General features: G+C 63.1%; 25 protein-coding genes and 3 pseudogenes. 11 read left to right on the forward strand and 17 right to left on the reverse strand.

The genetic code is table 11. The features are described 5' to 3' along the window. Positions 1 to 2 precede the first annotated feature (2 nt). The 8 genes from ACAM54_RS27230 to ACAM54_RS27265 all read right to left on the reverse strand — a co-directional run bounded on the left by ACAM54_RS27230 (position 3) and on the right by ACAM54_RS27265 (position 9,861). Complete coding sequence (locus tag ACAM54_RS27230; RefSeq protein WP_369651652.1) at positions 3 to 914, reverse strand: LysR family transcriptional regulator; 912 nt, start codon at positions 912 to 914, stop codon at positions 3 to 5. A 101-nt stretch (positions 915 to 1,015) separates the two neighbouring features. Further along, complete coding sequence (gene mdeB, locus ACAM54_RS27235; protein WP_369651651.1) at positions 1,016 to 3,670, reverse strand: alpha-ketoglutarate dehydrogenase; 2,655 nt, start codon at positions 3,668 to 3,670, stop codon at positions 1,016 to 1,018. A 160-nt stretch (positions 3,671 to 3,830) separates the two neighbouring features. Next, entirely contained in the window at positions 3,831 to 4,532 is a 702-nt protein-coding gene (locus ACAM54_RS27240) for an ABC transporter ATP-binding protein (RefSeq protein ID WP_369651650.1), read from the reverse strand. Beyond that, the gene (locus ACAM54_RS27245) at positions 4,529 to 5,299 is read right to left on the reverse strand and encodes an ABC transporter ATP-binding protein (RefSeq protein WP_369651649.1); all 771 of its coding nucleotides are present in this window, start codon (positions 5,297 to 5,299) and stop codon (positions 4,529 to 4,531) included. The genes ACAM54_RS27240 and ACAM54_RS27245 overlap by 4 nt, the downstream gene beginning before the upstream one ends. Further along, positions 5,296 to 6,282 (reverse strand): branched-chain amino acid ABC transporter permease, encoded by a 987-nt coding sequence (locus ACAM54_RS27250; RefSeq protein ID WP_369651648.1) that lies wholly within the window; start codon positions 6,280 to 6,282, stop codon positions 5,296 to 5,298. Before ACAM54_RS27250 ends, ACAM54_RS27245 begins: the two co-directional genes overlap by 4 nt. Positions 6,283 to 6,285: 3 nt before the next feature. Further along, on the reverse strand, positions 6,286 to 7,146 hold the full coding sequence (locus ACAM54_RS27255) for a branched-chain amino acid ABC transporter permease (protein WP_369651647.1): 861 nt from the start codon (positions 7,144 to 7,146) through the stop codon (positions 6,286 to 6,288). Between the two features lie 28 nt (positions 7,147 to 7,174). Beyond that, positions 7,175 to 8,374: an ABC transporter substrate-binding protein gene (locus tag ACAM54_RS27260; RefSeq protein WP_369651848.1), complete on the reverse strand. Its 1,200-nt coding sequence runs from the start codon at positions 8,372 to 8,374 to the stop codon at positions 7,175 to 7,177. Positions 8,375 to 8,457: 83 nt separating this feature from the next. Beyond that, entirely contained in the window at positions 8,458 to 9,861 is a 1,404-nt protein-coding gene (locus tag ACAM54_RS27265) for an amidase (RefSeq protein ID WP_369651646.1), read from the reverse strand. Positions 9,862 to 9,991: 130 nt separating this feature from the next. On the opposite strand from ACAM54_RS27265, the pseudogene ACAM54_RS27270 reads away from it, so the two are divergent. The 3 genes and pseudogenes from ACAM54_RS27270 to ACAM54_RS27280 all read left to right on the forward strand — a co-directional run. Continuing rightward, positions 9,992 to 10,447 (forward strand): annotated as a pseudogene (locus ACAM54_RS27270) (LysR family transcriptional regulator); the annotation flags it as partial. A gap of 52 nt (positions 10,448 to 10,499) precedes the next feature. After that, positions 10,500 to 10,730, forward strand: a pseudogene (locus ACAM54_RS27275) (LysR substrate-binding domain-containing protein); the annotation flags it as partial. 39 nt (positions 10,731 to 10,769) lie between these two features. Continuing rightward, entirely contained in the window at positions 10,770 to 10,955 is a 186-nt protein-coding gene (locus tag ACAM54_RS27280; protein ID WP_369651875.1) for a hypothetical protein, read from the forward strand. Between the two features lie 236 nt (positions 10,956 to 11,191). Here the strand turns inward: ACAM54_RS27280 and ACAM54_RS27285 are convergent, their stop codons facing one another. The 3 genes from ACAM54_RS27285 to ACAM54_RS27295 all read right to left on the reverse strand — a co-directional run bounded on the left by ACAM54_RS27285 (position 11,192) and on the right by ACAM54_RS27295 (position 13,376). Continuing rightward, a complete protein-coding gene (locus tag ACAM54_RS27285; RefSeq protein ID WP_369651645.1) occupies positions 11,192 to 12,382 on the reverse strand; it encodes an NAD(P)/FAD-dependent oxidoreductase in 1,191 nt (396 codons plus the stop codon). 48 nt (positions 12,383 to 12,430) lie between these two features. Further along, entirely contained in the window at positions 12,431 to 13,069 is a 639-nt protein-coding gene (locus ACAM54_RS27290; protein WP_369651644.1) for an FMN-binding negative transcriptional regulator, read from the reverse strand. A gap of 88 nt (positions 13,070 to 13,157) precedes the next feature. Next, on the reverse strand, positions 13,158 to 13,376 hold the full coding sequence (locus ACAM54_RS27295) for a rubredoxin (protein WP_369651643.1): 219 nt from the start codon (positions 13,374 to 13,376) through the stop codon (positions 13,158 to 13,160). 127 nt (positions 13,377 to 13,503) lie between these two features. Here ACAM54_RS27295 and ACAM54_RS27300 point away from each other — a divergent pair, with 127 nt between their 5' ends. Continuing rightward, the gene (locus tag ACAM54_RS27300; protein ID WP_369651642.1) at positions 13,504 to 15,018 is read left to right on the forward strand and encodes a PLP-dependent aminotransferase family protein; all 1,515 of its coding nucleotides are present in this window, start codon (positions 13,504 to 13,506) and stop codon (positions 15,016 to 15,018) included. Positions 15,019 to 15,123: 105 nt separating this feature from the next. On the opposite strand, the gene ACAM54_RS27305 is transcribed toward ACAM54_RS27300, so the two are convergent. Beyond that, on the reverse strand, positions 15,124 to 16,032 hold the full coding sequence (locus ACAM54_RS27305) for a LysR substrate-binding domain-containing protein (RefSeq protein WP_369651641.1): 909 nt from the start codon (positions 16,030 to 16,032) through the stop codon (positions 15,124 to 15,126). A 134-nt stretch (positions 16,033 to 16,166) separates the two neighbouring features. On the opposite strand from ACAM54_RS27305, the gene ACAM54_RS27310 reads away from it, so the two are divergent. The 6 genes from ACAM54_RS27310 to ACAM54_RS27335 all read left to right on the forward strand — a co-directional run bounded on the left by ACAM54_RS27310 (position 16,167) and on the right by ACAM54_RS27335 (position 21,698). Then, positions 16,167 to 16,916, forward strand: a complete 750-nt coding sequence (locus tag ACAM54_RS27310) for an SDR family NAD(P)-dependent oxidoreductase (RefSeq protein WP_369651640.1) — start codon at positions 16,167 to 16,169, stop codon at positions 16,914 to 16,916. A 30-nt stretch (positions 16,917 to 16,946) separates the two neighbouring features. Continuing rightward, a complete protein-coding gene (locus ACAM54_RS27315) occupies positions 16,947 to 17,924 on the forward strand; it encodes a TRAP transporter substrate-binding protein (RefSeq protein ID WP_369651639.1) in 978 nt (325 codons plus the stop codon). A gap of 70 nt (positions 17,925 to 17,994) precedes the next feature. Then, entirely contained in the window at positions 17,995 to 18,549 is a 555-nt protein-coding gene (locus ACAM54_RS27320; protein WP_369651638.1) for a TRAP transporter small permease, read from the forward strand. 2 nt (positions 18,550 to 18,551) lie between these two features. Next, on the forward strand, positions 18,552 to 19,811 hold the full coding sequence (locus ACAM54_RS27325) for a TRAP transporter large permease (RefSeq protein ID WP_369651637.1): 1,260 nt from the start codon (positions 18,552 to 18,554) through the stop codon (positions 19,809 to 19,811). Positions 19,812 to 19,851: 40 nt separating this feature from the next. Next, the gene (locus tag ACAM54_RS27330) at positions 19,852 to 20,688 is read left to right on the forward strand and encodes a transketolase (protein WP_369651636.1); all 837 of its coding nucleotides are present in this window, start codon (positions 19,852 to 19,854) and stop codon (positions 20,686 to 20,688) included. Beyond that, positions 20,685 to 21,698, forward strand: a complete 1,014-nt coding sequence (locus tag ACAM54_RS27335; RefSeq protein WP_369651635.1) for a transketolase family protein — start codon at positions 20,685 to 20,687, stop codon at positions 21,696 to 21,698. The genes ACAM54_RS27330 and ACAM54_RS27335 overlap by 4 nt, the downstream gene beginning before the upstream one ends. 39 nt (positions 21,699 to 21,737) lie before the next feature. On the opposite strand, the gene ACAM54_RS27340 is transcribed toward ACAM54_RS27335, so the two are convergent. Next, the gene (locus ACAM54_RS27340) at positions 21,738 to 22,859 is read right to left on the reverse strand and encodes a PLP-dependent aspartate aminotransferase family protein (protein WP_369651634.1); all 1,122 of its coding nucleotides are present in this window, start codon (positions 22,857 to 22,859) and stop codon (positions 21,738 to 21,740) included. A gap of 156 nt (positions 22,860 to 23,015) precedes the next feature. Next, the gene (sugE, locus tag ACAM54_RS27345; protein ID WP_369651633.1) at positions 23,016 to 23,336 is read right to left on the reverse strand and encodes a quaternary ammonium compound efflux SMR transporter SugE; all 321 of its coding nucleotides are present in this window, start codon (positions 23,334 to 23,336) and stop codon (positions 23,016 to 23,018) included. 207 nt (positions 23,337 to 23,543) lie between these two features. Here sugE and ACAM54_RS27350 point away from each other — a divergent pair, with 207 nt between their 5' ends. Then, positions 23,544 to 24,170: a helix-turn-helix domain-containing protein gene (locus tag ACAM54_RS27350; protein ID WP_369651632.1), complete on the forward strand. Its 627-nt coding sequence runs from the start codon at positions 23,544 to 23,546 to the stop codon at positions 24,168 to 24,170. A gap of 139 nt (positions 24,171 to 24,309) precedes the next feature. Here ACAM54_RS27350 and ACAM54_RS27355 read toward each other — a convergent pair. The 3 genes and pseudogenes from ACAM54_RS27355 to ACAM54_RS27365 form a co-directional block, all read right to left on the reverse strand. Further along, a pseudogene (locus ACAM54_RS27355) lies at positions 24,310 to 25,200 on the reverse strand (metallophosphoesterase). Then, complete coding sequence (locus ACAM54_RS27360) at positions 25,151 to 25,996, reverse strand: metallophosphoesterase (RefSeq protein ID WP_369651631.1); 846 nt, start codon at positions 25,994 to 25,996, stop codon at positions 25,151 to 25,153. Before ACAM54_RS27360 ends, ACAM54_RS27355 begins: the two are co-directional and overlap by 50 nt. Further along, positions 25,993 to 26,445, reverse strand: a complete 453-nt coding sequence (locus ACAM54_RS27365; protein WP_369651630.1) for an HAD domain-containing protein — start codon at positions 26,443 to 26,445, stop codon at positions 25,993 to 25,995. The genes ACAM54_RS27360 and ACAM54_RS27365 overlap by 4 nt, the downstream gene beginning before the upstream one ends. Positions 26,446 to 26,508: the final 63 nt, after the last annotated feature.

The raw sequence follows: 26,508 nt of genomic DNA on the forward strand, positions 1-26,508 counted from the left end.
GCTCAGGGCGTCAAACGAAGCACCTCATGCGCCTGTGCGCCAGCGTTCTGCGCCACTTCGATGGCTGTCAGCATCAGTTGCTTCATCACCGCCAGCTCATGTCGATCGGCTCGTTCGATTGCCACGACCCGGCGCGACATGCACGGATTCCCGATCCTGACCTTGCGCAATCGGTACTGGTTCAGAACACGATCCGGGAGGCGCTCGGGAAGGATGCAGCCCCCCACCCCGGAACCCACCATCTCAAGCATGGCATCCACCGTCTCGGCCTCCGCCACGAAATGCGGATTCAATCCACTGCTGTGCAGCATGCGCCGCAACGCATAGTGCGCAGGAAAGCCGATCAGTTTCGGCATGTCTGTCCTCAGATCCACCCCATCGCTGGCAGTACAGTCCGGACCAACCACAAGACACATCTGATCGTCGAAGAGCGGCGTCGACACGATCTTTTCGGAAGCCACCGCCGTATCGTAGACGAACCCGACGTCGGCTTTGCCGCTTGCAACCAACTCGACGACCTCCGGAGAACTACGCCCCATGACAGAAAGATTGGTCGCGGGATACCGGGCGGAGAACTTCTTCACCAGTTCACCGACAAAGTAGTAGCTCAGGGTGTGCACGCAGGCCAGCCTCAAGGACCCCTGGACGTCGTTTCGGTCCCTTAGCGCGCTGATCGCGACATCGATCGTTGCGAATGATGGGCGCACCTCCTCGAGAATCCGCTTCCCGCAGTCCGTCAGATCCATGCCTCTGCCGGTTCGCGTGAACAGTGCACAACCAAGGTGCACCTCCAACGAGGCAAGCTGGCGGCTGAGCGCGGGTTGTGTGCAGTCGAGATCTTCCGCAGCGCGAGACAGCGACTTGACCTCGGCGATCTTGATGAAGTAGCGAAGCTGCTTGTCAAATGTTTCCATGGCGCCTGTCTCCCATTCTGTCACTGCGAACATATCTTGTTTCTTGATCCAACGGTGTTCTTCGAGTGATGCGGAATGATCGCCACGGCCACCGGTAGCTTCTACTTCATCGCGAACCGCGCCGCCCGCGCAATGCTCCCCGCATCCACCCCAAAGAACTCCCGCAGCGCCGCGCGCGTGTCGCTGCGCCCGAACCCATCGGTGCCCAGCGTGAGGTAGCGGCGCCCCTCGGGCAAAAAGGCGCGCACGCTCTCGGGCACGGCGCGCACGTAGTCGGTCGCAGCAATAATCGGGCCCGTGCCGGCACCGAGCTGCTGCGCGACGAACGGCACACCGGCTTCTTTCTCGCCTGCAATCGCGCGCTGCTCGCAAGCCAGGCCATCACGCGCGAGCTCGCTCCAGCTCGTCACGCTGAACACCTCGGCTTCGATGCCTTCATCGGCCAGCAGCTGCGCAGCCTTCACGACCTCGGTGAGGATCGCGCCGGAACCCATCAGCGTGACCTTCTTCTTCGCCTCGCCTGAAACCGGCGCATACACGCCGAAGCGATAGCAGCCGCGCAGGATGCCCGCCTCCGCGCCTTGCGGCACGTCGGGCTGCGCGTAGTTCTCGTTCATGAGCGTGACGTAATAGAACACGTCCTTTTGCTCGACCATCATTTCGCGGATGCCCGCATCGACGATCACCGCCATCTCGCCCGCGAAGGCCGGGTCGTAGGCCTTGCAGTTGGGAATGGTCGCGGCCACGAGATGGCTGCTGCCGTCCTGGTGCTGCAGGCCTTCGCCGCCGAGCGTGGTGCGGCCAGAGGTGGCGCCCAGCAAGAAGCCGCGCGCCCGCTGGTCGGCCGCGGCCCAGATGGCATCGCCCACGCGCTGGAAGCCGAACATCGAGTAGTAGATGTAGAAGGGCAGCATCGCCAGGCCGTGCACGCTGTAGCTGGTGGCCGCGGCGGTCCAGCTGGCAATGGCGCCGGCTTCGCTGATGCCCTCTTCGAGGATCTGGCCGTCGGTGGCTTCGCGGTAGCTCAGCACCGAGCCGATGTCTTCGGGCGCGTAGCGCTGGCCCACGCTCGAATAGATGCCGACCTGCTTGAACAGGTTGGCCATGCCGAAGGTGCGCGCCTCGTCGGCCACGATGGGCACGATGCGCGGGCCGAGCGCAGCGTCCTTCATGAGGTTGCCCAGCATGCGCACGAAGGCCATGGTGGTGCTCATCTCCTTGCCGGCCGCTGCGGTGGCGAACTGCGCGTAGCTTGCGATGTCGGGCTTGGGCACGATGTCGCACGCTGTCTCGCGGCGCGGCATGGCGCCGCCGAGCGCTTCGCGGTGGCTGCGCAGGTACTGCATCTCGGCGCTGTCTTCGGGCGGGCGGTAGAAGTCCATCGCAATGGCCTGCGCATCGGTGAGCGGCAGGCTGAAGCGGTCGCGGAATTCGAGCAAATCGACGTCGCCCATCTTCTTGTGCGAGTGCGTGGTCATCTTGCCCTGCGCGGCGCTGCCCATGCCGTAGCCCTTCTTGGTGTGGGCGAGGATCACGGTGGGCCGGCCCTTGTGCGCGGCCGCGGCAGCGTAGGCCGCATGGATCTTCACGAGGTCGTGGCCGCCGCGCTTGAGGCGGTCGATCTGCTCGTCGGTCATGCCTTCGGCCAGCCGCGCGAGCTCGGGGTTCTGGCCGAAGAAGTTGTCGCGGTTGAAGCGGCCGTCCTTGGCCGCGAAGGTCTGCATCTGGCCATCGACGGTTTCGGCGAACACGCGCGCGAGCGCGCCGCTCACGTCCTGCGCGAACAGGCCGTCCCAGTCGCTGCCCCAGATGAGCTTGATGACGTTCCAGCCCGCGCCGGCAAAGAGCTTTTCGAGCTCGTCGATGATGCGGCCGTTGCCGCGCACCGGGCCGTCCAGGCGCTGCAGGTTGCAGTTGACCACCCACACGAGGTTGTCGAGCTTCTCGCGCGCGGCCAGCGTGAGGGCGCTCATCGATTCGGGCTCGTCCATTTCGCCGTCGCCGAACACGCCCCACACTTTCCGGCCTTCGCAGTCGAGCAGGTGGCGGTGCGTGAGGTAGCGCATGAAGCGCGCGTGGTAGATCGAGCTGATCGGACCGATGCCCATGGAGCCGGTCGGGAACTGCCAGAAGTCCGGCATCAGGTAAGGATGCGGATAGCTGCTGAGGCCGCGCGCGCCACTGCCTTGGGTGAAGGCGGGCGCGGTGAGTTCCTGGCGGTAGTGCTGGAGGTCTTCTTCGCCGAGGCGGCCTTCGAGGTAGGCGCGCGCATAGACGCCAGGCGCACTGTGCGGCTGGAAGAACACGAGGTCGCCGCGGTGTGTGTCACTGCGCGCGTGGAAGAAGTGATTGAAGCCCGTCTCGAACAAGTCGGCCGCGCTCGCATAGCTCGCGATGTGGCCGCCGAGTTCGCCATACGCCTGGTTGGCCCTGGCCACCATCGCGAGCGCATTCCACCGCATCAGGGAGGCGAGCTTTTCCTCGACCGCGAGGTCGCCGGGGAACGGCGGCTGGTCTTCCACCGCAATGGTGTTGACGTAGGGCGTCGCAAGCTCGGGCTGCCAGCCGATGCGCTGCTGCCGCGCGAGGCGGGCAAGCTCCGCCAGCATCTGCCGGGCGCGCTGGGGCCCGTGCGCCTGGGCCAGCGCCAGGAAGGCGTCGCGCCATTCAGCGGTCTCGGCAGGGTCGGGGTCGTGCGTGAGCGGCGTGTCGAGCAGCAGCGCGCGCATCTGGTCGGCGGAAATCGGGGCGTTCATGCCGGCACTTTAGGCCGCCAAGCGGCAAATTAGCTACCGGTACAGCCGATTCCATGCGAGCCTCGCAGCATAAAATTCCGGCAATCCTTTATTTGGCGGCATTTCATGCAACTCAGCCCCTCACTCACCCTTCGCGCCGCGAAGGGTGAGTGAGGGTCGGCTAGGCAAGGCCGACGCCGAGATACCGATCCTTGACCGTCTCGTCGGCCAGGAACTGCGCGTTGCTGCCCTGGTATGCGATCGCGCCCTGTTCGATGACATAGTGGCGGTCGGCGAGTTGCGTACAGACCTCGAGGTTTTGTTCCACCAACAGGATCGCCACACCCGCGCGGCGAATCTCCTTCAGTTGGGCAACGATCTCCTCGACGATCACGGGTGCCAGGCCTTCAACCGGCTCGTCCAGCATGAGAAGCTTCGGATTGTTGAGCAGCGCGCGGCCGATCGAGAGCATCTGCTGCTCACCGCCTGAGAGCTGTGCGCCCCCGTTCTTGCGGCGCTCGAGCAGCCGTGGAAAGATCCTGTAGATGTCGGCCAACGCCCACGGGGAGCCGCGCCGTTGCCCCAGCAGGAGGTTCTCCTCAACCGTCAAGAGCTTGAAGATGCCCCGGTCTTCGGGCACCAAACAGACCCCGCGCGACGCGATTTGGTGTGAATGCAGGCCTTGGAGCTCGGCGCCTGCGAATACGATCCTGCCGCCCGTGGCGCGAAGCGCGCCCGCAATCGTCTTGAGCGTGGTGGACTTACCTGCCCCATTGCGTCCGAGCAGGGTAACCAGCTCGCCATCATCGATCTGCAGATCTACGCCTTGAAGGATGTGGCTCTTGCCATAGTGGCTGTGGAGGTGTTCGACGCGAAGAATCATGCCCGGCCTCCCGTGATCATGTTGCCCAGATATGCGGCGCGTACGCGTTCGTCGTCACGCACCGCTTGCGGAGCGCCCTCCACCAGCACTCGCCCCTGCTGCATCACCGTTACCGTGTGGGAGATGTCCATGACAATGCTCATGTTGTGTTCGATGAGAACGACGGTGTGGTCTCTCCCCAGATCTGCGATCAGGGCCTTCATGTCGGCGAGATCATCGATGCCCATACCCGACGTCGGCTCGTCCAGGAAGATCACCTTGGGCCTGGCGGCGAGGGCCATGCCAACTTCCAACCGACGCTGCTGTCCATGCGACAGGGAACTGGCCGTTGCATGCTGTTGTCTGCGAAGACCGAGACGCTCGACTACCCGATCCACGGTCTCCGAACATGCCCAGCGGCCTTCCGGCGACCGCCAGCAGTTCAGTGCTCGCCTTGCGTCAACCCCCTGCGCCGCGAGGCGGAGGTTCTCGCGAACCGTCAAGCTGTGGAAGAGGCTGGTGACCTGGAACGATCGCGCCAAGCCCCTGCGCACCCGTACATGACCAGGCTCGCGCGTCACGTCGTGGCCATCGAAGATGATTGTCCCGCCCGTCACGCCCACCGTGCCGCTGAGCAAGTGAAACAGCGTCGTCTTGCCGGCGCCATTGGGGCCGATGACCGAATGCACCGTGTTGCGCTTGACGCGCAGGTCCACCCCGCCGAGGGCAACGAACTTCCCGTAGTGCTTGGTGACTTGCCGGGCCTCTAGAAGGAAGTCCGCGCTCATGCCCGCTTCTCCCGTGCTTGATCCGCGTCCGAATCCCCTTTGAAACGTGCCGACAGAGTGTGAACGGCGTCCTCCACGAGGCCCCACAAGCCGCGCTGCATACCAAGGCTGATGACCACCAGGAGCAGGCCCAGCAGCATCAGCCAGCGCGGCCACAGCGTGGACAGCCAGTCGGCGGCGAGCATGTAGAACAGGGCTCCGATCAGCGAAGCGGCTAGGTTTCCGACGCCGCCGATCACCGTCATCACAAGGATCATCTCACTCACGTGGAACTCAGCATTCGCCAACGGAGCGACGCCGGTCATCATGGCGTTGAGCGCGCCGGCCAAGGCGGTCACCGCGCCCGAAAGCACGAAGGCGAGTAGCTTGAATCGCTGAACGTTGTAGCCAATGGCGCCGGCGCGATCTTCGTTGTCCCGGATCGCCAGCAGCGTGCGTCCGAATATTGAAGTCGACACCCGATGCAGCGCGACGAAAACAAGCATGAAGATGCTGCCCACCATGCCATAGAACCGCCAGGGTGAGTTGTTGTCCCAGAGTATCGCCCCGAGCACTGACACCGGCGGGCGTGGGATGTTCAGCAACCCGTTGTCTCCGCCTGTCAGGGGCGTGGCGGTGTAAGCAAGGAAGTAGAACATCTGCGCAAATGCGAGGGTCAACATGACGAAGTAGGTCCCCTTCTGCCGGATCGACACGAAGCCAACCAAGCCTGCCGCGAGGCCGCCGATGAGAACTGCGGCGACCAGGGCAATGGGCATCGGCATCGCCGCGCGCGTCAGCAGGAGGCCGATGGCGTAGCTGCCAAGCCCGAAGAAGATGCCTTGGCCGAAGGACAGCAGTCCTGTATAGCCCAGCAACAGGTTGCAGCCCAGCACCGCCAGCGCATAGATCAGGACTTCGCTGGCCAGGGAGCCGGACTTCAGAAAGAGTGGCAACGCCAACACAACCACGAGTGCAATCGCGATATCCAGGTTTCGACGCATGACTCAGCCTCGCTTTCCCAACAGGCCATGGGGGCGCAAGAGCAGGATTGCGGCCATGACAACATAGATCATCAGACGGGCGGCCTCGGGCCAGAGCGTGCTCATCACGCTCTGCACGATGCCGATGAGAACGCCCCCCACGAGCGCGCCGGAGAAACTTCCCAGGCCTCCAACCACAACGACCACGAACGCGACCGCCAGCGCCTCGATCCCCATGAATGGTTCCACACCTCGAATGGGGGCAGCGAGAACCCCCGCGATGGCAGCCGTGGCCGCCCCGAGAGCGAACACCAGGCTGAAGATCCGGAAGACGTTGATGCCAAGCAGGGAGACCATCTCTGGCGACTCGCTGCCGGCTCGCACCGCGCTGCCAAGGCGCGTTCCCTCGAGAATCCACCAAAGCAGTGCCGCCAGGCCCGCCGTGAAGGCGATCACGAACAGACGGTACTTGGGATAGATGAAGTCGCCCCACATGACAACGCCCTGCAGGGTCGCGGGAACCGCGACGCTGTCGCCCAGAGGCCCCCATTGCACGATCACGGCTTCCTGCATCACCAGCGCAAGGCCCACGGTGATCAGGATGTGGAATTCGTGAGCCTTGGGGTAGACACGCCGCAGAAGGGTCTTCTCGGCGATCCAGCCTGCCGCTCCGACGAGCAGCGGTACGACCAGCAGTGCCCCCCAGAAGTTGACACCCCGCTTCGTGGCCTCGAAGCAGAGGTAGGCCCCCAGCAGATAGAAAGCGCCATGGGCGAAGTTGACGAATCGAAGTAATCCGAAAACTATGGAAAGTCCAACAGCCAGCAGGAAGTACAACATGCCTATCCCGATGCCGTTGACTACCTGGAGAAGATAGACATTCATGGCGCGGCGAATCCGATGGGTTGGTTTCTCAAGCCAGCTTGCAGCCGGTCCGATCCACTGGCAGGAACGATTTGCCGAAGCTGATCACGTCGACGTAGTCGTCTGCATCCTTCATTCGGCTCTTCGGTTTGCCGCGCATCAGGTAGTAGTCCTTGATGACCTGGTGATCTTCCTTGCGAATCTGTTCCGGACCGGTCAGCCCTTCGTACTTCATGCCTTCGAGTGCCGCAATAACCGCCCGCGGCTCGGCCGAACCTGCCTTGGCGATCGCATCGATGACGCACTTGGTACAGATGTAGGCGCCAGCCAGGGAGTAGTTCGGCGTCATCTTCAGCTCGTTGGCCACCCGTACGGCGAGATCCCGGTTGATTGGCGCATTGACGGTGTGCCAGTACTGGGCGCCGAAGTAGATCCCTTCCGTGAGGTCAGCGCCGAGTGCCTGGAATTGCTCCAGGCCTGACGTCCAAGGCACGACGATCATCATCTTCTTGTGCAGGCCAAAGCTGATGGCTTGGCGCAGAGCATCCGACGATTGCGCACCGAAATTGAGCAGCAGCAGCACGTCTGGCTTGGCCGCCATCGCGTTGGTGAGATAGCCGCTGAACTCCTTCTCGGCCAGCGAGTGATAGCTGTTGCCGACCAGTTCCACGCCCTTCTCCTTGAGCACATCCTTGGTGGCGGCCAGCATTCCCTCGCCAAAGACGTACTGGGCAGTGATGGTGTACCAGCGCTTCGCGTTGGCGTGCGCCTCGATGATCGGCCGTACCGTCTGCGCGATGGCACCGTATGCCGGCACCGGCCATCGGAACGTGGCGGCGTTGCACTCCTTGCCCGTGATCTCGTCAGCACCGGCATAGGTGAAGAAGACGCCGCCGAGCCGATCAACCTCCTTGCCCGTGGCGAGGGCTTCGGGCGACAGGATGCCGCCGACGAAGAACTTGGTTCTCTTTTGCTCGGCAGCCTCCTGCACCTTGCGCACGGCGGTCGCCGGCTTCGCCTCGGTGTCGAGGACGGTGTACGAAAGGCCGCGCTTGATCACACTCCCATACTGCTGGATCGCCAGGCGTACTCCGAGGTCGCCGTACTTGCCATTTGCCGCAAAGGTGCCGGACATCGGAAAGGAAGCACCGAACTCGATGCCCGCCACCGCTTGCGCGTGCGCAAGACGGGCGAACGGCACCGGAGCGGCACTGGCTGCGGCCAGTTTGAGCAGGTCTCGTCTATTCATAAAGCTCTTTCGATACAGATGCATGGTTGAGAAAAAAGCGAGGAAGCGAGCCGACTTGGCCTCTTGCCCAGCGCAACGAAAAACTATGGCGAGCCGAGCAGATGTTCGACTTCGCGCGTCAGTGACAGCAACCGGTAATCTCCACCTCGTGCACCGACCAACTGAATGCCCACGGGGCGGCCGTCCGCGGTCACGCCGCAAGGGATCACGCAGGCGGGCTGCTGGCTCAGGTTGATTGGGAAGCTGAAGCCGGCCCATTCGGTCCATCGGGACAGTCCACCGCCCGGAGGCACTTCGTGACCTGCCTCGAACGCAGCCACCGCCGTTGCCGGCGATACGAGTACATCGAAGTCATCGAGCAAGCGGTCCATCGCACTGCCAAACTCTGCGCGCCGCATCTGTGCGGATACCAAACCTGTGCTCATCTGTCTGCCAAGACGGGCGATCTCACGCAGCCCTGGGTCGAGTCGGCCGCGATCCACCTCCGGGATCGAGTCGACGCGCGCTGCTGCGCCACAGAACCAGTGATGATGAAAGACATCCAGAAGATCGATGCCGGGAAGCTGCATGGGCTCGACGCGGGCGCCGGCGCTCGCGATTCGGCACACGGCCTTCTCGACGATCTGAGCGACCTCGGGGTCGACTTCCCCCGTTGCGGGCTGCGACCAATAACCGACACGGGCGCCCGCCAGCGCGATGGCCTTGCGTTCGGAGCTAGCGTGCTCTCCCCTGCATTGAGTCCAGTCGCGCACGTCCTTGCCCGCCATGACCGCGAGCATGGCCTCTGCGTCCTCGGCCGCTCTTGCCATCGGCCCGATATGCGCCAGAGTACCGAATGCGCTCGCCGGATACGATGGGACGCGCGCGAAGGTCGGCTTGAACCCCACTGTCCCGGTGAAGGAGGCCGGAATACGCACGGACCCGCCGCCGTCCGTCCCAAGATGAAGTACGCCGGCGCCCGTGGCTGCCGCCACCGCCGCACCGCCGGAGGAGCCTCCCGAGGTCGCGCTGGGCATCCAGGGATTGCGCGTGACGCCGCTCAGCGGACTGTCCGTTACCGCCTTCCAGCCGATCTCGGGCGTAGTGGTCAAACCCAGAAAGACCGCCCCGGCATGTCGTAGTCGTTGCACGGCGGGTGCGTCCTCGCGCTGCGGCTGCGGCTGCATCGCCAGGCTGCCGGAGCTAACCACCCACCCCTTTACCCAGACGATGTCCTTCAGTGTCGTGGGAATGCCGTCGATCGGCGACAACGGGGCGCCTGCCCGCCAGCGCTGCTCTGCCGCGCGAGCTTGTTCGATCGCCCCCTCGTGATCGATGTAAGTAAACGCGTTGTAGCGGCCGTTGATCGTTTCGGCCCTATCGAGAGTCTTGAGCACGACCTCCACGGGCGAGAGCTCGCTCTTACGGTACAGCGCCGTCAGCTCGGCCACCCCCAAGCGACACAGCCCATCGGCGTCGGAGAGCGGGCTGGGGTTCGGAATCAGCATGAATTAAAGCGCGCAAGGCATCGTGGGTTGGCGCGCATTGTTGAGTCGGTGTCATAAAAATGTAAAATACATATTTAAGCGAGACATCAAACATTTTCTAGTTGATGCAAAACGAAAACGAGCCGCGCTCATGAACCTGAGCCCACGACAGATCCGCTATGTGTGTGAGGTCGCGCGACTGGGCAGCATTCAGGCTGCCGCCTCGGCGGTCCACATTTCGCAATCGTCCATCGTGGCAGCGATCGACATCGCGGAGGATGCGCTGGGCGCGAAGATCTTTGATCGCCGGCCGGCACGCGGCGTGCAGATCACGCCAACGGGGGAGCGCTTCGTCACTGCCGCGCGAGGACTACTTGCCGCAAACGGTGCGTTCGAGCGGGAGATCGGGGTTCTTGCGCAAGGCACGCCGCAAGTGGTGCGAATCGGATGCTTCGAGCCGTTTGGGTCGCTGTTCATCGCAGAGGTACTGAAGGTCTATGCTGACCGGTACGGTCCGGTGGAGATCGAACTGGTGGAGGGTGACCAGCGGCAGCTTCGCGACTGGTTGGCCAACGGCTCCGTCGATCTCATCATCACCTACGAGATCGGCCCCAGCTTCGAAGAAGACTGCATGACCAAGATCTGCAAGGTGCCGGCCCATGTCATCCTGCCGGGCCCACGATCCCTTGGCGCGCAACGAGGTCGTCAGCATTGCGGAACTCTCCCGGCAGCCCATGGTGCTGCTGGATCTGCCGCAGACGTCAACGTACCTGACCACCTTGTTCGACCTGCTGGCAGCCGAACGGCCGCCAGTGGCGCTCAGGACGCGTTCCTATGAGACGGTACGTTCGGCCGTATCGGCGGGCTTCGGCTTTTCCTTCGTCAACATGCGACCGACGGGAAAGTCTTCCCGCGACGGAACAGGAATCGTGCGCAGACCCTTGTCGGACGTGTACTCGTCGCCGGCGCTGATCGTGGTGGACATCTACGGCTCGAACAAGCCGATGTTCGTGCGCTCGCTGATCCAAGTGACCAGGGACTACTTCAAGAGCATCGGGCCCGCCAAGTTCGCAGTGACCACGCCCGACAGGATCGACTCGCTGTTCGACGTTTGACCTGATCATCCGGGATTGGCAGGGTGTCCTTGCCATGGGCGACGCGGTACAAGGGTCGCGGTCGTCCGCAAGCATCAGGCCGGTTGCGGCGGGAAGGATGAACAATCGCGGCTAACCATCCTCGATCGCGCCAGTGCCCTGACAGGTGGTTGGATCGACCCCAAACTCGCAGTGAACGAGGTTGGCAGCCGCCGCGTGAACGCTTTGGTCGGTAGTTCCTTTCAACAGCATCGGCCCTAAAGGAATGGAGCCGCGCTGCCGCCAGCGGCCATCGCCTTCTTCAGTGTCTTCATGGGCGCCGCGATCTCGCGCACGGAACCAAGTGCGCTTGCTCCTCGCAGGAGTCCATCGGCATCGACAGACAGGTACAGCTGTGACGCTCCCAGCGTGCGCACCTCGGTGGCAGCGCCCAGCGCGGGCAGCCCGACCACCTGCAGCGCGAGATCGTACTGATTGCTCCAGAACCAGGGCACCTCGTCGAACACCTTGCCGTGGCCCAGCAGGTTCCTTGCGGCCGTGTCCGCCTGATCCTCGGCATTCCTCCAGTTCTCCAGACGCAGCGCTCGCCCGTAGAGCCCACTGTCGTAGCGGCAGACGTCGCCACATGCGAAGATCCGGCTGTCGCTGGTCTCCAGCAATCCATTGGTGCGTATGCCGTCGTCGACCAGCAGACCGGCCGCTTGCGCCAGTTCCGTTCTTGGTCTGACGCCGACGCCGTAGACAACGGCGTCGCAATCGAGCGACTCGCCTGACTCGAGTTGGACGGCTGCAACCGCCTCATCTCCCAACAACGCCGCGACTCGAACTCCAAAGTGCAGATCCACGCCACGGCGTCGATGCTCTGCGACCAAAGCGTTTGCGGCGAGCGACGGCAGGCTGCGCCCCATCGCACTGGGCCCCGCTTCGAGCACGTGCACCGAGCAACCACGCTCGACGGCCGCCGCGGCGACTTCAAGGCCGATGACGCCCGCACCGATCACAACAACCCGCTGACCGGTATGCAATGACCGCGCAACATCGTCGGCGTGCTGCGGGGTGCGCAGCGCATGCACCCCTTGTAGACCGGCGCCGGGGACAGCAAGCGGGTTCAGCACCGAGCCGGTGGCGAGCAGCAAGCGGTGATACGGAAGATCCCAGTTGCCCTTGAGCATCACCCGGCCACGACCCCGATCGATGCTGGCAACCGATTCGCCGAGAATGAGATCGATACCGTTGTCGGCGTACCAAGCACGCGAAAAGAAGGCGCACTGCTCGCTCGTCTTCTTCCCGAGCAACACGGCCTTCGACAGCGGCGGGCGATCATAGGGCACGCAGCTCTCATCACCGATCAACGTCAGGCCCCCCATCCAACCGTGCTTGCGCAGCGCCGCGGCAGCCTTGGCGCCGCTATGGCCAGCGCCGACAATGACGATAGATTCTTGCTTCACGCTCCACCTTTCCGGGGGGCTGCACCTCGATCCCCAAACGCCTCGGCCCTATTCGGCTTTGGCCGCCGCCGCTGCGAGCATGGCGTCGCCGATCTCGTGCTCCCCCAGCCCCTTGAGCGCCTGGCCCGCACCGCGGATGTCTCGAGTCTCCTTGTTCTGGCTCAGCTTGATCTTGCCCACCAGCCGCGTGATCTCGATCTCCATGCCCACGATCGCCTTGAGCATCATGTCGATGTACTCCTTCGGCCCATCGGTCATCTTCCACGGCACGGGCTGGGCCGCCTCATGCGTGCGTGTCAGCCTTGCCACCATGCCGCGCACATAGCGTTCGTCGTCACGGATCGTCACTCGCCCATAGGCGTGCGCCACCATGTAGTTCCACGACGGCACCTGCTTGTGGAACTCCTGCTTGCTCGGAAACCACTGCGGCGAAATGTAGGCATTCGCCGCGCGGAACACCACCAGCACCTCGTCGCCGTCCGCTACGTCCTGCCACACCGGGTTGTTGCGCGCCACATGGCTGTGCAGCACCCCTTGCGGCCCCTCGGCCGCGTTGAGCTCGAACGGAATGTGATTGGCATCCAGGCCGCTCTTGCCGTTCGTCACAAGAATCCCCAGCGGGTTCTTCACGATCAACTCGTGCAGCACTTCGGGGCGCGATTCATCAAAATGGGCAGGTACGTACATATCAAATCTCCTTTTGCAAATCTCCTTGGCGATACCGGCCTCCGGCTCGCACCATCCAGGCTTCCGCTGCCCCAGGGCAGCACTTGTCTCAGATCTCGGTCATCTCGAAGTCGCTCTTGCCCGCCCCGCACTCGGGGCAGGCCCACTCCTGGGGCACGTCCTGCCAGCGCGTGCCTGCCGCAACTCCCTCTTGCGGCATGCCCTCCCGCTCGTCATATACAAAGCCGCACAGCACGCACAGCCACGTCTTGAAGGCGCCTGACGCCCCTGCGGAGACCGGGACCTGGTCAAGGGTTTCATCGTTCATGGGGAACTCCAATCTCATTCCACGAAGGGGGCACGGGTGTGGTCCGCCTCCACATAGGGATGCATTGTTGTTGTGAATTGGTTTATTCTAAAGAGCCAGTTTCGATAATTTTTCTTGAACCAGAATCATGCCAAGAAGAGCCAAGGCGTTGGAGGTGCCAGCCATAGGAACCCTGGACCGCTCCAAGGGACATCTGGGTCGTCAACTGACTCAGGCGCTGCGGGAGGCGGTGCGCCGCGGCGACATGCGCCCGGGAGAGCTGCTGCCCTCCACGCGTCTGCTTGCCCAGTCGCTGCGCATCGCCCGCGGCACTGTCATCGAGGCGTTTGAGCAGCTGAGGGCGGAGGGCTTCCTGGAATCCCAGGCGGGAGCGGGCACCCGCATCGCATGGTCTTTGGCGGATGCGGTGGAGGCGAGCAGCCGGACACGCCGGCGCCCAAGTCCAGCCAAGGTCATGCCGCTGCCGGCGCGCGCAGACGCTTTTGCCAGGGTCGCCCGACAGTTCGCACCCCTCGCCGCAGCGCCCTTCGCCGTGTCCGTCCCCGTGGGGCCCACACAGCCCGATGACATCTGGCGGCGGCTCGGCAACCGCATCCGTGCAAGGGGGCCGGGCGCGCCTTCGGGGTACGACGACCCACAAGGCGTGCGGCCCTTGCGCGAGGCGGTCGCGGAGTATGTGCGCCGATCGCGAGCGGTCCATTGCAATGCCGACCAGATCGTCACCACCACCGGGACACAGCAGGGCTTGTATGTCTCATGCCAGGTGCTGCTGGACGATGCAGATCTGGCCTGGGTGGAGGACCCCGCCTACCGAGGCATCACCGCGATCCTTGAGAACACAGGCCGGCCCGAGCGCATGGTGCGAGTGCCGGTCGATGCCGAGGGCATCAACGTCGATGCAGGAATCTCGATGGCGAGGGATGCACGGGCCGCGTTTGTTACACCGTCCCATCAGTATCCGCTCGGGATGCCGATGAGCATGTCGCGACGGAGCGCGCTGCTGGCATGGGCCAGGGCCAACAATGCTTGGATCGTTGAAGATGACTATGACAGCGAGCTGCGCTACGGCGGCCATCCATTCCCGTCGCTGCAGGGTCTGGATCCGGACCGGGTTGTCTACCTCGGCACCTTCAGCAAGATCCTGTTTCCGTCGCTTCGGCTCGGGTACGCTGTTGTTCCGGAAGACTTGGTGCCGGCCTTCTGCGGTGCTCGCGTGCTGATGGATCGGCACTCGCCGAGCGCCGATCAGCACGTGCTGGCCGCATTCATTGCCGAAGGCCACCTGGACCGGCACATTCGACGAATCCGCAATGTCTACGCGGAGCGGCGCATGAAACTGATGGAGATCATTGCCAAATGGATTCCTCAAGACCTCGCTTGGTTGCAGCCAAGTGACCAGGGCATGCACTTGGTGCTGTGGCTACCACACGGTGTCGATGACGAGCTGGTGGCGTCGCAGGCGATCGAAGCCGGAGTCGCGGTCCGTGCGGTTTCTCCAATGTACTCGGAGGGCAAGAGCCGCCCTGGGTTGGTGCTGGGGCTGGGGGCGTTTGACAACGAGCAGCTGGAGGGGGCGGTCAAGCGGCTCGCCGCGATCATCGCGCTTGCACCGGATGGCAAGAGAAAGCACCGACCACGGTGACCTCGCTCAGACTTTTCACAATTTGCGCCAGCCTCCGGAGGCCGCGCCTGACGATGCATCGCTTCCCGACGCTCATCCCGCGAAAGATAGCCTCGCCGGCCGCAGTCAAGTCGACGCCACAGCCTTCTCCGGCTCGACCGCTTGTTCCCGCATCCAATCCATGAAGTTCGTCACTTCGCTGCGCTGCAAGTGGCGCTGGGGGCAGACCAGGAAATGGGCATGAACCTTCAGGCACCAGCGTTCGTCGAAGACCTTCTTCAAACGGCCCTGGTCAAGATGGCCCGCTGCCACCGATGAGCTGTCCAGGGCGACGCCCAGACCTTGCACCGCGGCATCGAGAGCCATGGATGTTCGATCGAAGCGGAATGCGAACTGCCCGCTCGAGAACGCGACCTTGCGACTGCGGAACCAATCGCCCCATTGCACGACGTTGACGACAGACTGGATCAATGGAAGGTTCAGCAGGTCCGAAGGATTCTCGATGCGATGTCTCTTGATGAACGCCGGGCTCGCCATCGGCTGAATCCGCTCCTCGAACACGGGTTGCACGTTGAGATGCGGCCAGTTCGGTATGCCGTATCGGATATCGACGTCGACCTGTCCGCTCGCAAAGTCCGAATGAACGACGGACGACGACAACGAGAGTGCGATGCCGGGATGCATCCGCGCGAAATCGGCCAGTCGCGGCATGAGCCACAGGCTCGCGAAGCTTGGCGCCACGTGAACGTACAGCGCGTTGCGAACGCCCTTGCGCGCGTTGTCGGTCGCTGAGCTGATCGCGTCGAGTGCACCGCAGACGCGGCTCATGTATTCGCGGCCGGCTTCGGTCAGTTCGATGCTGCGCGCCGAACGCTCGAACAGCCGCACGCCGAGGAGCTCCTCCAGTTTGGCGATCTGGTGGCATACCGCCGACGGTGTCAGATGCAGTTCGATGGCCGCCGCGCTGAAGCTTGCGCGGCGAGCTGCAGCCTCGAACGCAAGCAGGCAGCTCAGGGGCGGAAACGACGATCGCATCGGGTAAACCCTTTATGAACGCGATTCACTCATCGCTGACGAAGTGTCGTTTGTCTTCATGAGTGACTCCATCGATAGTTACCCCCACACGCTCACCACCACCACCACCACCACCACCACCACGGAGACAGTCCATGTTGCTCACCGATCGCGTCGCCCTCATCACCGGGGCCGCCGGCCTCAATGGCATCGGCTTTGCCACTGCGCGCCTGCTGGCATCGCAAGGCGCCCGGGTCGTCATCACAGATCTCGAAGCCGCCGCCCCCGCGCAGGCTGCCGCGTCCCTCGGCGATGGCCACCTGGGGCTGGTTGCCGATGTGACCAACAAGTCCGAAGTCGAATCCGCCGTGGCGTGCGTGCTCGAGAAGTTCGGACGACTCGACATCCTCGTGAACAATGCCGGCATTACGCAACCGCGCAAGACGGTGGACATATCGGCTGCCGACTACGACGCGGTGCTGGATGTCAGCCTGCGCGGCACCCTCCTCTTCTCGCAGGCCGCCGTTCCCGCCATGCAGCGTCAAGGCAGCGGCTCGATCATCTGCATCTCGTCCGTCTCCGCGCAACGCGGCGGCGGCATTCTCGGAGGTCCCCACTACTCAGCAGCCAAGGCCGGCGTCCTGGGTCTTGCGCGCGCGATGGCACGTGAACTCGGCACCGCTGGCATCCGCGTCAACTCGATCACGCCCGGGCTGATCGGCACGGACATCAGCAAGGGCAAGCTGACCGAAGAGCGCAAGGCGCAGATCGCCGGCGAGATTCCGCTTGGGCGGATCGGCGACGCCGAAGACGTCGCCGGCGCATGCCTGTTTCTCGCCAGCGACCTGTCGAGCTATTGCACCGGTATCACGCTCGACGTGAACGGCGGCATGCTGATCCACTGATTCATCCCACCACAACAACGGAGACAAACCATGAATCGCAGAAACCTTGCCATCCTCGTCGGCGCATTGATCGCCACGGGCGGCCTTGCCTTCGCGCAGGCGCCCACCAAGCTCACCTTCGGCCACGGCGCCGCGCCGGGCAACCCCCGGCATGAGGCGGCCGTGAAGTTCGCCGAAACCATCAAGGCGAAGACCAACGGGCGCTTCGAGATCCAGGTGGCGCATTCGGCGCAACTCGGTGACGACGCCGCGATGATCACTGCGCTGCGCTCGGGAACAATGGACATATCCGCCAACAGCCAGGGCGCGATGGCCAACGTGGTTCCGGAGTACGCAGCACTGGGCCTGCCATTCCTGTTCACGGATATCCAGAAGGCCTGGCAACTGCTCGACGGGCCGGTGGGCGAAGAGCTGTCCAAGCGGACGGCCGCCAAAGGCATGGTCGTGCTGGGTTACTGGGACAACGGCATCCGCCACGTCACCAACAACAAGCGGCCGATCAAGACGCCGGCGGACATCAAGGGCCTCAAGATTCGCACTCCGCCCGACACGATGACCATGGACATCATGCAGGCGCTCGGCGCAGACGCGCAGCAGATCAAGTTCTCGGAGTTGTACGTGGCGCTTCAGCAAGGCGTGGTCGACGGACAGGAGAACCCGCTGACCAACATCGCCTCGGCCAAGCTCTATGAGGTGCAGAAATACCTCTCGCTGACCAGTCACAAGTACGAAGCCAACCCCTTCGTGATGAGCAAGCGTTCATGGGAGCGTCTGAGCCCTGCCGACCAGAAGATCTTCACCGACGCGGCGGCCGAAGCGACGCAAATGCAGCGAAAGCTCTCCAAGGAAGCCGACGAAAAGCTGACCACGGATCTGAAAGCCAAGGGGGTGCAGATCGACACGGTGGATCGCAAGGCCTTTGTCGAAGCAACGAAGTCCGTCTACACCAAATGGGCCGCAAGCCCGGCCGGCGACTTCGTCAAGCGCGTCGTCCAGCAAGCGCAGTAGCGCACCTGAAGGTAGGCGAACAACGCATCGCGCAGCGCAGCGACGCAGTGAAGTCTGCCGTCCCGAGTTCATGACAGCGCTTCAACGCGCGTCCTTCTTCGAGGGTATTGATATGTCGTTCCTTCCTTTCCTTGACCGATGCATAAGTGCAGCATGCCGCGGTGTGCTCTATGTGACGCTGACCGTTGTGTTCCTGATCCTGAGCATCAACGTGGGCCTGCGCTATGTCGCGGGAACCAGCCTCGCCTCCGCATCCGAGCTGCCGGAACTGATGTTCCCCTGGATGATCATGGCCGGCGTCGTGCTGGCGGCTCAGCACAGTTCGCACATCGCGGTCGTCATGTTCACGCAGAAGCTCCGCGCGACACGCCGCTGGGTTCTGGCTGGCGGATCGCTGGCCGTCGCGGCGCTTTATGGATCGCTGGCGGTGGCGGCCTGGCCGTTGATGGAGATCGCGGCAGACGAACGCAGCCCCATGTTGCAGGTTCCCGGCTCAGTCAGTGTGTGGGCCTTGATGCTGGGGTTTCTGCTGCTGAGCGTGGTGACCTTGTGCAAGCTGCCCGCACTGTGGAGCAGTGCCGGGGCCCAGGAGCCTGACGCCGAAGCCCTTGCTCACGGAGTCTAGCCATGACCGCACTCATTATTGGACTCTTCATCGTCACCGCGTTGCTGTCGATTCCGATTGCGCACGCGCTGGTTCTCGCCTCTGTCGGCGGGCTTCTCATCATCGACAAGGTGCCCGTGCACCTCGCGGTCGAGCAGATGATTTCGCAGACACAGAGCTTCCCGCTGATTGCCATTCCCTTCTTCATGATGACAGGCGCGCTGATGGTCAGCGGCCGGCTCGGCCAGAGCCTCGTGAGCCTGCTGTCCATGATGATCGGGCGCGTTCACGGCGGCCCGGCCCAGGTCGGAGTGCTGTCGTCGACCATCTTCGGCGGAGTCTCGGGCTCGGCGGTAGCCGACGCCTCGGCTATCGGCTCGATGTTGATCCCTTGGCTCAAAAAGCTGGGCTATCCGGCGCCCTTCGCGGCTGGCACGCTGGCTGCAGCAGCGACGATCGACATCCTGATCCCGCCGTCCATCCCCATGATCGTGTATGCGTTGGTCTCGGGAGCCTCGATTGGCGCACTGTTCGTGGCGGGTATCCTGCCAGGGCTACTGATGTGCGCCGGCTTCATGGCGGTGTGCTACGTGCAGGGCCGTCGCAGAAACTTCCCGCGCGACACGACGCCGTTCGAGTGGCCTGCGTTCTGGCGGCTGCTCGCACAAGCGGCCCCCGCGCTGATGATGCCGGTGCTCATCATCGTCTTCCTGCGCTTCGGCATCGCGACACCGACGGAGGTGAGCGTGATGTCCACGCTGTACGCGCTGGTCGTCTCGGGCCTGGTCTACAAGGATCTCACGGTCGCGAAGGTCAAGACCGCTGCGATCGAAGCGGGAATCTCCACCGGCGTGGTGCTCCTGATCATCATGGCCTCGAGCGTCGTCGGCTGGATCGTGACCTACGAGCAGTTGCCGGCGGAGTTCACGCGCTTTGCGAAGGAAACACTGCAGTCGCCCTGGCTGATCATCCTGGCGATGAACTTGATCATGCTGGCCACCGGCATGTTCGTCGACTTGCCTGCAGCCGTGCTTCTTCTCACGCCCATGTTCGTGCCGCTCGCCGCTGCTGTCGGGATGGACACCGTGCAGCTCGGCATCATGATGATCGTCAACCTTTCGATCGGTCTCTATCACCCGCCCATAGGCACCACGCTGTTCATCACCAGCACCATCGCCAAGGTGCGCATCGGGGACGTGGTGAAGGAATTAATCCCGTTCTACTTCGTCGCGATCGGGCTGTTGCTGGGCTTTGCGTACCTGCCCTGGCTCACGATTCGCTGAAGCGCTTCCCCCTCTCCCCCATCTTTCAAGAAGGACCATCATGTCTGATCAATCCCCTCTTTCCGAGCGTGCCTACCGTATCCGGCGCTACGCCCTGCGCATGGGCGAAGTGCAAGGCCAGGGCTACGTCGGTCAAGCCCTTGGCTATGCGGATGTTCTGGCCACCGCGTACGGCCATGCGATGACCTACCGGCCCGACGATCCCCAATGGGAGGCGCGGGACCGCTTCCTGCTTTCGCACGGACATTACGCCATCGCGTTCTACGCGGCACTGATCGAGGCCGGGATCATTTCAGAAGCTGAACTGGAAACATACGGCAGCGACGACAGTCGTCTCCCGATGTCCGGCATGGCGACTTACACGCCCGGTATGGAGATGTCCGGCGGCTCGTTGGGTCAGGGCTTGCCGATCGCGGTGGGCATAGCGCTGGCCCTGCGGCTCAAGCGCAACCCGGCCTTCGTCTACAACTCAATGTCCGACGGCGAACTGGACGAAGGCTCGACATGGGAAGCGGCGATGGCGGCCAGCCACCATGGCCTTGCCAACCTGATCTGCCTGGTGGACATCAACAACCAGCAGGCCGACGGCCCGTCGTCCACGATCATGGCCTTCGAGCCGCTCATCGACAAATGGGCCGCCTTCGGCTGGCACGTGCAGCGCGTTGACGGCAACGACCTTCCGGCCGTCAAGGCCGCATTCGACACGGCGCGTGCATTGCCCGAAACGAAGCCCCGCGTGATTCTCTGCGACACGCTGATGGGCAAGGGCGTTCCCTTCCTCGAGCAACGTGAGAAGAACCATTTCATACGCGTCGATCCCCCGGAATGGCAACAGGCCATCGATTACCTCGATCAAGCGCAAGGAGCCGAAGCATGAACACGAGCAACGCGACCGCCGACACCGCAAAAAGGCCGCGCCTGAAAACCTCGGCGATGATCGCCTCCATCGCATCCGAAGGGCAGCGCGTCAAGGCGGCTCCGTTCGGCAAGGCACTGGTCGACCTGGCGCAGTCGCGACCAGAGATCGTCGGCCTCACTGCCGATCTGGCCAAGTACACCGACCTTCATCTCTTCGCGCACGCCTACCCCGAGCGCTTCTTCCAGATGGGAATGGCGGAGCAGTTACTCATGGCGGCCGCCGGCGGATTCGCGAAGGAAGGCTTCGTGCCCTTTGCCACCACCTACGCGGTATTCGGCACGCGCCGCGCCTTCGATTTCGTGCACCAGGTGATTGCAGAAGAAAACCTCAACGTGAAGCTGTGCTGTGCGTTGCCCGGGCTCACCACCGGCTACGGCCCTAGCCATCAAGCGACCGAGGACCTCGCGCTGATGCGTGGCATTCCGGGCATGACGATCGTCGACCCTTGCGATGCGCTCGACATCGAGCAGGCAGTCCCACAGATCGCCGCGCACCAGGGTCCAGTCTACATGCGGCTGCCACGCGGCCAGGTGCCTCTGGTGCTGGACGAATACGACTACAAGTTCGAACTCGGCAAGGCCAAGCTCCTGCGCGACGGAGGCGATGTGCTCGTCATCTCGAGCGGCTTCATGACCATGCGCACCCTTGAGGTGGCCAACGAGTTGCACGCAGACAACGTGGGTGTCGCCGTGCTGCACGTGCCGACGATCAAGCCGCTGGACAACGCGACGATCCTCGCCGAGGTGAAACGGCTCGACCGCATGGTCGTCGTGGCTGAGAACCATTCGGTGATCGGTGGCCTTGGTGAATCGGTGGCGAGCCTGCTCATGCGCAACGGGATTACCCGAACATTCCGTCAGGTCGCGTTGCCCGATGCCTTCCTCGACGCGGGGGCCCTGCCTACGCTTCACGAACGCTATGGCATTTCGACGAGCGCTATGGCCGCAAGCGTTCGGGAATGGCTATGAGCACAAGTGACGTTGCCGCAGGAGTTGATCTTCTTGGCATCAAGTGGCCGCTGCACGCAGCGCGTTTTCCAGGTCGTTCCAGAGATCCTCGACATCTTCAATGCCCACGCTGAGTCGGAGCAGTGAGGGAGGCAAATGGCCTTGTCCTGGGATTGCAGCCCGGCGCTCCATCGTCGACTCCACCGCACCAAGGCTTGTCGCATGACGAATGAGGCGGACACTCTTGCACACAGCATCTGCCAGTTCAGCTCCGCCGCGCACGTCGAACGAGATGATGGTGCCGAAACCCTTGAGAACGCGCTTGGCTACTGCATGCGTCGCATGTGATTTCAAACCCGGATACCTCGCCAACGTTACCAGGGGGTGACTTTCGAGGCGTTCTGCAAGAACAATGGCCGATTGCTGAGCCCGTTGAAGACGAAGTGCGAGGGTTCTTGCGCCCCGGACAGCAAGGAAGGCCTCGAGCGTTCCCGGCGTGGCGCCCGTTAGCTCGCGCGACTTCTTGAGCCCATGCCAAAGGGCTTTGTCTCTTGTCGTCGCGACACCTGCCAGCAGATCGGAGTGCCCCCCGATGAACTTGGTGGCCGACTGCAGGGACACCGTGGCGCCAAAGTCGAGCGGTCGTTGGTTCAGGGGCGTGGCGAACGTGTTGTCCACGGCGACGACGGCTCCGGGCTTGCGAGGCGCGGCACAGATCGCCTCCAGATCCGCGACCGTCAGGAGCGGGTTCGAAGGCGATTCGAGCCAGATCAGGTCCGCAGCAATGCATGCTTGAATCCAGCCGGCCGTATCGTCCAAAGCCACGCGCTGCACCGACCAGCGACGACGTTCCGCCCCAACAGCAGCCAGGCCCGCGACACCTTGATAGCAGTCATCCGGCAGCACGACGAGCGAGCCGGCCGGAAGCTGATCGAAAACCGCGGCGATGGCCGCCATGCCCGAGGCGAACGCCACGGCGTGGCCTGACTCCAGTCCGCCGACGACCTCTTCGAGTGCCTCCCAAGTCGGCGTTCCGTCATCGCGCGAGTATTCGCGCCCACTGCCAATGATGAAATTCGAAGCGGGGATCAGCGGTACGTTCAGCGGAGCGCCGGGCTCGGAAGCGCGACCCGCGGTGACGAGCCACGATTCCGTTTTGATTTCAGTCGGGTGATTCTTCACTCTTGCTACCTCCAGAAAGATTGCGGTGCGGGAATACTTGGAACATGAGAACCAGGTTCCGTGACCATTGGCTGCATTGGTATCAGCTTGGTCAAGCGTGTGCGGATGGAGCAGACAAGTCCCGCATGCTCGGACAATTGCACTGCGCGAAGCAGACTACTCCGGGCTTGCCAGTTTGAGTCCGACAATACCGGCAACAATGAGCCCCAGGCTGATCAACCGGCCAGATGTGGCGGGCTCTCCGAACAGGATGATGCCGAGGATTGCCGTGCCAACTGCCCCAACTCCTACCCACACTGCGTAGGACGTGCCAACGGGTAGGGACTTCATGGCGATCCCCAGCATCACGACGCTGATGACCATGGCAGCGACAGTGAAGATGCTCGGCCACGGTTTGGTGAATCCGTCCGTGTACTTGAGGCCGATGGCCCACCCCACTTCCAGCAGACCTGCAACAACCAAGAGCACCCATGCCATACGCTGCTTCCTTTGTGTAGAGCGATCCAAATGCGTTGTCGGATCGATTCTGTAAGTGTTTATCTGCCCACCCGGCTTGCCAGGGCTTGACCGATTCCGACCCGAGCCCGACGGCAGCCGCCATGCGAGATCGCCCGATGGGGATAAACGGCATTGGACGAACACTCCGCGGTTGACAATTCATCAATGTCAAAGCAGTCTAATTAAATGACCGAAAAAGTCAATATACCGACCGAAGAGATGGACAGCGCCGAGGCGGTGAACGCTGCCATCGCGGAGCGCCTCGCGGCTTTGCGCAAGGATCGCCGCCTCTCTTTTGACCAGTTGTCGACCCACTCAGGAGTGAGCAAGGGGATGCTGGTTCAGATCGAGCAGGGCCGAGCCAATCCAAGCATCGGTACACTGTGCCGCATCGCAGCGGGATTGAGGGTGTCTGTCGCCGAGTTGGTTGCGGTGGCAGACTCGGAGCGCAGTCCTGTCCGCATCGTTGGCCCTGGCGGTTGTCGCCGCCTTTGGACCGGGGCGAAGGACGGATCGGGCTCGCTCCTGGTCGGGTCGAACGGGCCCGACATGTTGGAACTGTGGGCCTGGGAGATGCATCCTGGGGAGCGCTTCGAGGCTCAAGCCCACTCGGCCGGTACGCAGGAACTCATCCATGTTCTGGAAGGAACGCTTGCCCTTGACGTCGAAGGCACGAGCTACGTTCTTGAGGCGGGTAGTTCGGCTCACGCCCGCACCGACCGGGCTCACGCCTATGCCTGTGCGGGCTCCAGGGTGACTCGCTTCACCATGGTCGTGTTCGAACCTGGACGGTCGCTCGACAGCGACCGTTAAGGAGTTTATCGAGTAGTCCTGCCAACACGATCGGCATATGCCAGCCGCGACGCGCTCAGCATGTGTTGTGCTGCATCCGTGGATGCGTTCGATCTCCAGCATGAGGTAGTCGGCGTGCAACCGGAGGGTTCGACGAGCGTCACCTTGACCGAAAGCCGACCTCGATGACAAGCCCAGGATTGAAGTCCCTGTTTTCAAACTTTCCGTGCCAATTCATGTACCCCCGCGGGTTGCACGCGACGCGGCGGCCGCCCACCTGGTAGTCGAAGCTGTCATGCGTATGTCCGTGCACCCACAGCACGGGCTCCTGGAAGAACTCGATCGGCATCTCGTTGACAAAGCGCCGGATGACCACTCCTCGGCGAACCGCGGTGCCAGTGAATTGCGATGCGGCGCATGGTGGGTCACCACCACCGTGGGCCCGTCGAACGGTTCGGCGAGCTTGCGGCGCAGCCAGGCGCGGTGCCGCCGAAGGATCAACAGGGTGTCCATCGGCGCCAGGCGCCGCGTCCCGCGCGAATTGGAGGTGTATGGGTCGTCCACGCGGATGGCGGCGTAGTCGGCCAAGTAGCGTGTACAGGCGTCCATCGACCGGTGCCGGTCCGACAGCCGGCGCACCGGCTGCCCCGCAAAGCCCGGATCATCGATCCGCAGGCCAAAGTCCGGTCCAGAGCGTGCAGCCGAGCAATCGCTCGCCCTCCATCACGACTTCGTCGCCGTCGAAGAAGTGGATGCTGTGCTGATCGGCCTTGCGACGCATCTCGGCCAGTGCTTAATCCATCACGGATTCGTCGTACTCGTGATTCCCGGCGATCTGCACGATCGGCTCGTCGCCGAAGCTTACGGGGTTGCGCAGCCAGCGACCAGCGATCCGCCCAGGCGTCACAATGTCGCCTGCCAGGATCGCCACCTCGTAGCCCAACCCCTTCGGAACCTCAAGGGTCTCGCACTCGGCGTGGAGATCGGAGAGGATCAGCAGCTTATTGGCGCTCGCTTCCGGCGAGAGCTTCCACGTCGACGACCAGGCCAGGGTCGAACACCTTGTTCTCGATCCTGCCGCTCCAGTTCACGTAGCCGCGCGGATTGCACACGATTCGGCAAGAACGGACTTGGTAGTCGAAATGCTGATGCGTGTGGCCGTGCACCCAGAGCGCGGGCACATCAAAAAAGGCATCTGGAAGTTCGTTGACGAAGGCACCTGAGGCCCAGTCGTCGGCGTAGCGTTGCGCCAGCGAACCGCGATGAGGTGCATGGTGCGTCACGACCACTGTTGGTCCGGCAAACGGTTCCGAAAGCTTGTCTCGTAGCCAGGCACGCTGCATCTGGTGAATCTGCTGTGTGTCGGCCGCCTGAAGCTTTCTTCCCTGCTTGTCTCGCCAGGTATCGGGTTCTGCCGACTCGTCGACCGTCCGGATCAGCGCGTAGTCGTTCAGCAGATTGGTCGCCATCTTCATGGCCCGCCCGGCATCGGTGATCGGTCCTTCAGGTGTCTCGATGGCGAGCTCGAAGTCGGTCCACAGCGTCGCGCCTAGGAACCGCACGCCGTCGATCACAACCTCATCACCGTCGAGCAGATGGACATTGGTTCCTTCGGCCTCTTGGCGTGCTTCGGCCAGTGTCGTGTCCAAGCGACCATCGTAGTACTCGTGATTGCCAAGCAGATAAATCACGGGCTTGCCACGAAAGCGATCCGCCGCCCATTGGACGGCGCGCTGGGCCGGTGAATGAATGTCGCCGGCGAGGATAACGACGTCGAATTCGAGATCTGGCACCGGCTCGAAGGGCGCGAACTCGAGGTGAAGGTCGGAAAGAATCAGCACTTTCATCGGAGTGCCCCTTCAAAGTGGGCACGAAGCTCGGCACTGGCCTCGTCGTCGAAGCCGACGAACGAGCCGCACACCACCAGGTGGCCCTTGCAGCGGTCGAACTGCCATTCGGCATCGTCGAGCGCCACCCAGGGCTTATCGACCGCATCGTGGATCTGGAGCCAGGCGAGGATTTCTCCTTCGCGGTGGGCGAACGGGTGGGCAAGACCGAATTCGCGAGGGGGCGTCGCGCCGATGATTCGGGTCCGAATGTCCTCGGAGAACGGCTTGAGGAGCGTCGGGTAGGCAAGCCGTTCGCGCCAGCTCGAGCTGATGACGATCTTCACACGAGGGAACTCGCGCAGCAACGCCTCCAGGCGAGGCAGGAAGCAGAAATCCGAACCATCGTCGGGCAGGTGCCCCTCCCCCTCGGGATGAAGCACGCCATCGAAGTCGAGAAACAGGATCACTCGTGACCTCCCCTTCCATTCCCATCCAACGGCCAGGCCAAGTGTGAATCCATGTCGACCTAA

The sequence above is a fragment of the Variovorax sp. V93 genome (assembly GCF_041154485.1).
Classification (GTDB): Bacteria; Pseudomonadota; Gammaproteobacteria; order Burkholderiales; family Burkholderiaceae_C; genus Variovorax; species Variovorax beijingensis_A.